The organism is Roseateles sp. P5_E11, assembly GCF_054049355.1.
The window spans coordinates 1-8,687 of the sequence record NZ_JBFUMO010000228.1 but is presented as its reverse complement, the minus strand read 5'-3'; the positions used below and the strand labels follow the sequence as shown (position 1 = coordinate 8,687).

Genomic DNA, 8,687 nt, shown 5'->3' with positions numbered 1-8,687 from the left:
CCCAGGCCGTAATACTCGCCACGGTCACGCGCCCAGGGGTCGAAGGCGTTGGTCACATGCGCCAGCTCGGGCGCCAACTCGGGCACGGTGCGCAACAGCACGCGCTTGAAGGGTGAGACCTCGATGCGGTGGCCGTTGCTTTCCTTGGCCTCGAACTGCTTGCCCGTCGGGCCGTTGTTCATCAGCCATTCGATGCCCAGGTTGCCGTAGAACTCGGGGCGGAAACTGCTGGTGAAGAAGCGGTCGCTGAACAGGCGCCGCGACGCATTCAGGATGAAGACCTGGAACTGCGTCTCCGAGATCGCATAGCCATGCGGCCGCGTGAACTCCGAGAGCCAGCCCACCACCGTGTCCACGTCCTCGATGTTATCCACCAGGCTGCCGTCGGGCTTGCCCAGGCAGTCGTTGATGGGGCTGCCGTCGAGGTTCCTCTGCGCGGCGGTGATGACCTTCTTCGCATCGCATTTGTGCTGGCCATAGATGCTGCGCAGGTCGTTGATGACCTTTTGCTGCCGCGCCCGCTCGGGTGAATCCGCCGGCAGGCGGGCGTCGATGAAGTCGTCGAAGCTGGTCAGCTGGCGCAGCCCGTACTGGCGGCGGAACTCGTTGAAGCGTGGCACACCGTGCTCGCGGTCGCGGATGATGTCCAGGGCCGCGACGTCGATCTTGCCGGTGCTGGACTGCAGCCGCGGTATGGCCAGGTTCTGCAGGAAGGCCGGCGTGTTGCCCAGCGTCAGCAGGCCCAGGCGCTGGCGGCCCATCGACAGCGCCCAGTCGGCCGCGCCTTCGTTGGCGAGCGCGCCGGTGGCCTTGCCGCGGAAGGTCTCGATGACAGGCACCTTGGCGGCGATGCGATTGGGGTCGCTGTCCCAGTGGCGCAGCTCGATGAGGTCCGGCACCAGCGCATGCAGGCGATAGACGCTGACGAACTCCTCGGGGAAGTTGAAGGGCGAGCCGAAGTGGTTGACGCCGCCGTTCACGTGCTCGGGGTTGGCGAGGTTCCAGATGTCGTCCTTCTTGGCGTCATGGCGCGCAAAGAAGCTGTCGTCCTTGTAGACCCGCGCACCGAGGCCAAAGATGCCCGGCCCCGAGGCCAGGGCCGAGTACCACTGGCCGGCCTTCTTCGCGTCGGTGCTCTTGCCGTAGTTCTGCACGACGATGGCTTCCAGCGCGTTCTCGACGAACGGATGCCCTTCGAACAGGCCGCCCCAGTTGGCGTTCATGCCGAGGTAGAGGGGCTCGTCGTAGAGCAGCTGCGTCGTCCACTCGATGGTGTGGATCTTGGCGATCTCGGCGGCGACGACGAGGCGCCCCACCTCGAATAGCACGTCGGGCGACACGTCGCGGTAGCGGATGACGGCTGTCGGGTTCGCCGGGTCGCGCAGGCCCGAGTCGGCCTCTGGCGTGGCCGCGGCGCGGCGGCGGAACTCGGCGACGAAGGCGTTGTGCTCACGCGAGAACACCGTCTGATAGAAGCCGACGCCGATGCTCCAGTTGTCCGGGAAGGCTGCCGCACCCTGGCCGGCCCACTGCGGCAGGATGGGGTCGTTCGCCGCGAAGACGGGCAACTGGCCCAGGGCCTCGCCCGCGCCGCCACGTGCGCCGGGCGGCATCAGCAGCTTGGCCGGGTCGGCCGGGTCGCGCTTCACGCGCTGGCGCGAGACGTTGTTGTAGCCATAGATCTGCGAGGCGTCCCACCAGGCCGTGTTGTTGTTGGCATGGGTGCGGAAGGCGCGTGCCAGCGGCTTGGTTCCGTCAGCCGCCGTGTAGCGCGGCGGCGCATTGCCGTCGGCGACAAAGGCGCGGTCGATGCGGTCATCGGGCCGGCAGCCCAGCTTGGCCGCATCGCCCGTGCAGCCCACCGGCATCCACTTGGGTTCGTTGCGGCCCTCCTCCATGTGGGAGAACCAGTCATGCGTCATGTACTGGATCCAGAAGGCCGCCAGCACGTTGAAGAAAGGCGCCTTCTGGTAGTCGCAGTTGGCGTCCACCGGATTGCCGGGCAGGCCTTGCCCGTCGCGGCATTTGGCGGGGTCGCTCTGCGCGCGGGTGAAGAGCTTGCGGCTGATCAGCTGCGGGTCGGGCTGCAGCAACGCGATGCGGTCACCATGGCGGTTGCGCGCCAGGGCGTCGTCGCTGATGTCGGGGTAGGTCGCCTCGAACTGCACATTGCGCGCGAACAACGCGCCGGCCGAGCCCATCTTGGGATTGCGGATGTCGTTGCAGACGCCGCTGAGCTGGCGCCAGCGGATCAGATCACCCTGGCAGAGCTGCGGCCCGTCGCCGCCCACGGCCGCGTAGAACGGTGAATCGGCCGCCAGCCGCATCGAGGGCCAGGTCTTGACGGCCGCGCCCGCCACGCCTTCACGGCCCAGGGCGTAGTCGGCAAAGCTGCCGGAGTTGTCGAACAGGTTGAACTTGATCAGCTCCATGCGCTGGTACTCGAGGTCCAGCAGCGCGCCGTCGACGCCCCGGCCATTGGGCCCGAGATGACTCCCGACGCCACTCGTTCCCGGCAGCAGCGTGGCCTTGTCGCCGGTGGCCCAGTAGTTGGACCAGTCGACATAGGGCGTGTTGCGGAAGGCCGCGGCCTTGTCGCTGCCGCGGCAGCGCGCCACCTCTTCGCCGACCTTGCCATTGAAGCGCTCGCCGCGCTCGTCGGCCACCTTGCGAAAGCCCCCGGCCACCATGGCCGTGCAGTTCCTGGTGTCGTCCAGGCTGGCCTGGGGGGTGGTGCTGATGCAGCCGGCCAGCAGCAGCGGCGTGAGCAGCAGCCAGGTGAGTGCATGCTTCATGAGCTTCTCCTCGTCTTGTTCTTCGCAGATCGCGCAACATAGCGAGGCTACGGCCATAGCGTCAATCCTTCGAAGGCCCCGAAAAATTCACCTTGAGGACAGCCACCCGTGCCTGCCCTTGCACGCGACTGGCAACAGGCCGCGGCAGCTGATGCCGCCAGGGCGCACACAATGCCGCGCAAATCGTCGAATCCGCGCGACCGAGCACGCGGCCAGCCCCTCATCTCTGATTGTTTGCGAGCGATATGAACCCGTCACGCCGTCAACTCCTGCAGTTCAGCGCCGCCACGGCCGGCCTGCTGGCCGCCGCCCAACCGGTGCGCGCCGCGGGCGGGCCATTGCTCGCGCCGCGGCTGCGCCCGGGCGACACGATCGGCCTCGTCAGCCCCGCCAACGCCACCTTCGAGCGCGAGCCGCTGAAGATGGCCGTCGAGGTGCTGCAGGCCCTGGGCTTCAAGGTCAAGCCGGGCGAATTCGTCGCCGCACGCCGTGGGCCCTTTGCCGGCACCGACGCCCAGCGTGCCGCCGACATCAACGCCATGTTTGCCGACGATTCGGTGGCCGGCATCCTCGCCATGACCGGCGGCTCGGGCTGCAACCGCATCGTCGACAAGCTCGACTACGAGCTGATCCGCCGCAAGCCGAAATTCTTCGGCGGCTTCAGCGATCTGACCTGCCTGGTGAACGCCATCCACCGCCAGACCGGCCTCGTCGCCTTCCACAGCCCCGTGGCCGTGTCGGAATGGAACGACTACTCGGTGCAAAGCTTCAAGGCCATCGCGATGAATGCCGAGGCCGCCGTGCTGCGCAACCCTGTCGTCAAGCCGGTGGACGACCTGATCGCCCGCGAGGAGCGCATCACCACCGTGCGCCCCGGCAAGGCGCAAGGCCGGCTGGTGGGCGGCAATCTCACCGTGCTGGCGTCGATGGCCGGCTCGGCCTATTTCCCCGATTGCCGTGGCGCCCTGCTCTTTCTCGAGGACATCAACGAGTACATCTACCGCATCGACCGCTGCCTCTCCACGCTGCGCCTGGCCGGCGCGCTGTCGCAACTGAGCGGCGTCGTGCTCGGCCGCTTCACCAAATGCGAGCCCGGCGAGGGCTACGGCAGCCTGACACTGGACGAGGTGTTCGACGACTACTTCCTGCCGCTGAACGTGCCGGTCTACCGGGGCGCGGCCATCGGCCACATCAAGCGCAAGCTGACCGTGCCGGTCGGTGCGCCGGCCGAGATGGATGCCGACGCGGGAACGATCCGGCTGCTGAGCCCGGCCGTGGCCTAGGTTCCCCGGCGCCCGACCCCCGAGACTGCCGCATGCGTGCCAGCGGACCGCGCCTGCTGCTCATCCTCACCGAATGGCCGCCCGCCATCGGCGGCATGCAGACGCACGCCAGGTATCTGGCGGCGCACTTCGCGCGCCACGCCGCCTGCGTGGAAGTGCTGACCTATCGCGTGACCGACCCGGCCATGGCCGAGGCCGCGCGCGCATTCGATGCCGGCTGCTCCCATGCGGTGCATCGGGTCCTGTCGCGGCTGGGCTATTGGCACAACCAGGAGCTGCTGCTGGACCGCATCCGCGTGTTCCGGCCCGATGCGATCTATGCATCGACCGTGTTCTACGGCCTGCTGCGCTCGCGCGCCGGCGTTCCGGTCGTCTGTCGCTCGGTGGGCAACGACGTGCTGCGGCCCTGGCTGGGTTATCCCTATCCCTGGGGCAGCCGGGCCATCGGCTCGGCGGCCATGCAGCGTGCACTGAGCTGGTGGCTGGAGCATGGCCAGCATCCCGACTGGGTCGACCGCCTGTTCCGTGACGGCCGCCAACGAGTGATGCGCCACGCCGCGGCGGCCCACAACGGCATCCTGGCCAACAGCGACTACACGGCCAACCTGCTGCGGGCGATTGGCGTGGCGGGCGAGCGGATCGAGGTCGTCTCGGGTGGGGTCGCCGCTGGCGAGTTCCGCCCGCCGCCCGGTGCGCGGGCTGCCGCGCGCGCGGAGCTCGGCGTGCCCGAGGCTGCGCAGGTGGTGCTGACGGTGTGCCGGCTCGTCGAAAAGAAGGGCGTTGAAGTTCTGCTCGATGCCCTCGCCAGGTTGCGCGGTGAATTCCCGGCCATCCGCCTGTTGATCGTCGGCGACGGCCGCCGCCGCCGAGCCTACGAGGCCTGTTGCGCGCGCCTGGGGTTGGCTGACGTGGTGCGCTTCGAGGGCCGTGTACCGCACGAAAAGATTGCCCGCTACTACTGGGCGAGCGACGTGTTTGCGTTGGCCAGCTACGAAAGCCACCACGCCGGCGCGCGCGACGTGGAGACCATGGGCCGGGTGCTGTGCGAGGCCAACGCCGCCGGCGTGCCCGTGGTGGCCACCGCCAGCGGCGGAACGCCGAGTGTGCTGCGTGACGCCGACAACGGCCTGCTCGTGGCGCCGGGCGACGCCCAGGCGCTGGCCGCGGCGATCAGGTCGCTGCTGCGCACACCGGCGCAGGCCAGCCGCCTGGCCGGCAACGGGCTGGCGCGTGCGCGGCTGGAATTCGATTGGTCGGCGGTGATGGCACGCAACGAGGCGGTCGTGGCTCGGTCGCTGGCGTCGCCACCGGCGCAGTGAACCAGCGGCGGTCGCAAGGCCGCGCCGTCAGCGCTGCGCCGTGACCCAGTTCACGAGCGCATCCAGCATGGTGTTGGAGGGCAAGATGCGCTGGCGCATCGAGCGCGACTACCAAGACCTCAAGCAGCAGCTGGGGCTGGGGCACTACAAAGGCAGAGGCTGGCGGGGCTTCCATCATCACGCCAGCCTGAGCATTACCGCTTACGGCTTCTTGATGACGCAACAGCTCCGGCATCCCGAAGGCGCCGGATCGACTGTCACGCACCCCAGCGCAGGTCATTGAACGTGAAAGCTTGTCTTGCAGAAAGAGGAAACGCACGTCGCCACCAGCGCAAGACCTTCCTCCCGCGGCCAGCCGTAGCCGTCGAGGATCGCGAAGACCAAGGACGCCTCCAGGTTCTCGTCATCATGAGAGCCTCGGCCCGCCCGCAGTGCCTCGCGCAGGCGCTGCAGGCGCGCGTTCAACAACGGCCGGTCGTCCGCTGCACCGATGCTGGCCAGCACCATCGCCGCCTGCGCCGTGTCGTGCGCGGAACCGTTCTCCAGAGTCCTGCGATAAAAGGCGCGCATCGCGTCAGCGGGTAAGTGGCTGGTGACCTTGGCGGTGTAGCTCATCACATCGCCCTCGTCTTGTTGCGCAGCGACCTCGAACTGCGCCGAATAGGTCTTGGGGTCCCAGCGCATCAGGTAGACAAGCGCGGCAGCTCTGGCATTGGGCAACCAGCGCCCCTGAAGCGAGGGCATCAGCCGGGCGACGTCCTGGATCAGATCCGGTGTGGCGAAACGCGCCACGAAAGCCAGGGTCACACCCAGCCCGATCTGACCGGAGGTTGTTGCCGCTGTCGGCGCCTCCTTCAGCAGCTTGCGGCGAAGACAATCGTCTACATCGGCCAGCGTCGCCACGGGCAAGTCTCGGACCTGCTCGAAATACATCGGGTGATCGCCGCACGCGTGGCGGACGACATAAGGCTGGGCCAGGTCGGGATATTGGTTCACGGCCAGGCTCAGCGCGTTGGCGTCGTCCGGATGCGCGTCCAGGTAGTGCTGCAACGCGGCGACGACGGCGAGGCCGTCGAAGGCGCCGCGGAAGTCGCGCGCCAAGCCGACCAGTTGGTAGCTTTGCAACTTGTCGAGATGCGCGGCAATGAAATCCCGAGCGACGACAAAGTCGGTCACATCCATGGCCGCTGCGTCACCGCGGAAGGGTTCGAGAACCAGCCAACTGGCCTGCAGACGGGACTCCCCATCGCGCAGCGGCAGGGTCGCAGCGAGTCGATGCAGCGCCGCCGCGCGGATGCGCTTGCTGAGCGCGGCGTCTGCCGCCCAATCCGCCGGCCATGAAGCCTCGACGCTGCTCTTCAGGAGCACGAGGTCGTCGATCAGATCCGTGCGCGCCAGCGCCGGGTCCATGACAGCCTTCTCAAGCGCCTCGATGACTCGCTGACGGTCGCTGGCATGCCAAAGCCCCCGCAGGATGTCGATGCGGTACGGATGAGCGCCCTGCGGTTCGAGAACCAGATCGAGCTTGGCCTGCGCCGCGGCATCGGAAGACATTCGGGCCAGCGCTTGTACGGCCGCCGCCGACTTGCGCCCTGACGGCGCGCCGGTGATTTCTGCAGCCAGCATGCGGACGCGCGCCGCATCCTCATCGGGCGACGGCATCTCCACGGCAAACGTGACGTCGTTCGTGGTGAGTGCCTTGCGTCCCGCCCGCCGAGTAACGACGTGCACCGAATAACGCCCCGGGCGATCGAAGCGGTACCGCTGATCGAGCACCAGCGTTAGCGTCAACTCCCGCCCCTCGGGCACAGCCTGCAGGTTGATCACGTCATGCTGCTGCGGCATCCAGCGCTCGCGATCGATCGCGGCGGGAGGACTGCCATCAAGCGCCGTGATGACGACCTCGTCAGAGAGGTAGTCACCCAGCGAATTGGTGACGATGCGCCCCGGCGCCTGCAGCGCGCGAAATCTCAGATCCAGCGCAATGGGCTCGCCGGCCTTGAACGCCGCCCGGCCACTCTTGACCGACAAACTGACCGTGACTGGCGCATCGGCCGCATCGGCCTGCGCTGGCGCAGGCTGGATCGTCAGGCAGGCGATGAGGAGCGACAGTAGCGACAAGCGCATGGAGATATCCCGGTTCGGAAACGGGATCGTAGGACCATCACGCAAAACCTGGACGTCGCTCCCGTTTCGATGCAATCCCGCCTCCGCGCGTTCGCCGCGAGCAGCTCAGGCGGCGGCACGAAGCGCCCGCGCCTGTGGCCATTGCATCGCAAGCGTCTACGCATGGATTTCAACGCCCGATCGGCACGAAGACGGTCGCCGGTGAGCACTGCGGGATGACAACACAGGGTCGGCGTCGGGCTGGGCTCGCTTCACGACGCGCGAGCCCGGCGACGACTACTTCCTGCCTCTGAACGTCCCCGTCTTCCGCGGCGCAACCATCGGCCGCATCAAGCGCAAGCTGACCGTGCCGGTGGGAGCGATGGCCCAGATGGATGCCGACGCCGTCACGCTGCGCCTGCTGGCGCCGGCCGTCGCCTGAGGGCCACGGCCGAAGCCGCCTCCCCGGCGGCGCCCTCAGTCCTTGCGCTGGCTTGCCCGATGAAGGCGCTGCCGTCACGGTGGGACGTCCCGACGCAACTGCGACGGACCGCCTGCCGCACGCCCAAGAGCCTCAACCCAAGCGCCGCCTGCGCGCCAGCAGACCCACCGCCCCAATCCCGGCGAGCAGCAACGCGTAGGTGCGCGGCTCGGGAACCGCGCTGATGGAAATATTGAGCACCGCATCGCGCACTGCAGTGCCATTGGCCACCAGGTGATAGGTGCCGGGACCGATGGCCCCGTCGAAGGCCGACACGGCGTATCCGCCCAGGACACCACCGAACGCATCGCTGATAACGAGGGTGTTGCTGGCATCGAAGATGTCGATGTTGACGCCGACGAGGCGCGGCCCCGGGCCGGCGGCAGTCGAGATCTCCCACACCGCACGCCCGGTCAAGCCGGTGATGCCCGCCCCTAGCGTGAACGTGACGCTCTGCGACAGCGCGCCGGTTTCCTGCGTCACCACCGTGTCGACGATCAGCGTGTCGCCAGAGCCGAACGTTCCCTGGAGCGTCGCTGTGGCATTGAGCACGTTGAAGTCGACCTCCCGGGTCATCGCGTGCGCTTGCCCCACCATTGTCGCGAACCACGTCGCGGCCAATGCCAATGCCGCCTGCCTGAACCCTGCAAATCTAGCCATCGCGATCTCCTGTTGCCTTGGCATGGCGCCCGATACCTAACCG

Annotated in this window: 5 protein-coding genes and 1 pseudogene; 3 read left to right on the top strand and 3 right to left on the bottom strand. The window is 67.8% G+C overall.

Annotation, left to right across the window (positions count from 1 at the left end):
• Positions 1-2,795 (bottom strand): peroxidase family protein (locus tag ACXJKR_RS17215; RefSeq protein WP_457323857.1); only part of this gene is annotated, 2,795 nt, incomplete at its 3' end.
• A 245-nt stretch (positions 2,796-3,040) separates the two neighbouring features.
• Between ACXJKR_RS17215 and ACXJKR_RS17210 the strand changes: the two genes are divergently transcribed.
• The 3 genes and pseudogenes from ACXJKR_RS17210 to ACXJKR_RS17200 form a co-directional block, all read left to right on the top strand.
• A complete protein-coding gene (locus ACXJKR_RS17210) occupies positions 3,041-4,078 on the top strand; it encodes a S66 peptidase family protein (RefSeq protein ID WP_056192060.1) in 1,038 nt (345 codons plus the stop codon).
• A gap of 32 nt (positions 4,079-4,110) precedes the next feature.
• Positions 4,111-5,397 carry a glycosyltransferase family 4 protein gene (locus tag ACXJKR_RS17205; RefSeq protein ID WP_457323856.1) on the top strand — a complete coding sequence of 429 codons (1,287 nt, stop codon included), beginning with the start codon at positions 4,111-4,113 and terminating at the stop codon, positions 5,395-5,397.
• 79 nt (positions 5,398-5,476) lie between these two features.
• Positions 5,477-5,635, top strand: a pseudogene (locus tag ACXJKR_RS17200) (transposase); the annotation flags it as partial.
• Between the two features lie 38 nt (positions 5,636-5,673).
• On the opposite strand, the gene ACXJKR_RS17195 reads toward ACXJKR_RS17200, so the two are convergent.
• Positions 5,674-7,524 (bottom strand): hypothetical protein, encoded by a 1,851-nt coding sequence (locus tag ACXJKR_RS17195; RefSeq protein WP_457323855.1) that lies wholly within the window; start codon positions 7,522-7,524, stop codon positions 5,674-5,676.
• Between the two features lie 553 nt (positions 7,525-8,077).
• Positions 8,078-8,644, bottom strand: coding sequence for an FxDxF family PEP-CTERM protein (locus tag ACXJKR_RS17190; RefSeq protein WP_457323854.1), 567 nt, complete (start codon positions 8,642-8,644; stop codon positions 8,078-8,080).
• Positions 8,645-8,687: the final 43 nt, after the last annotated feature.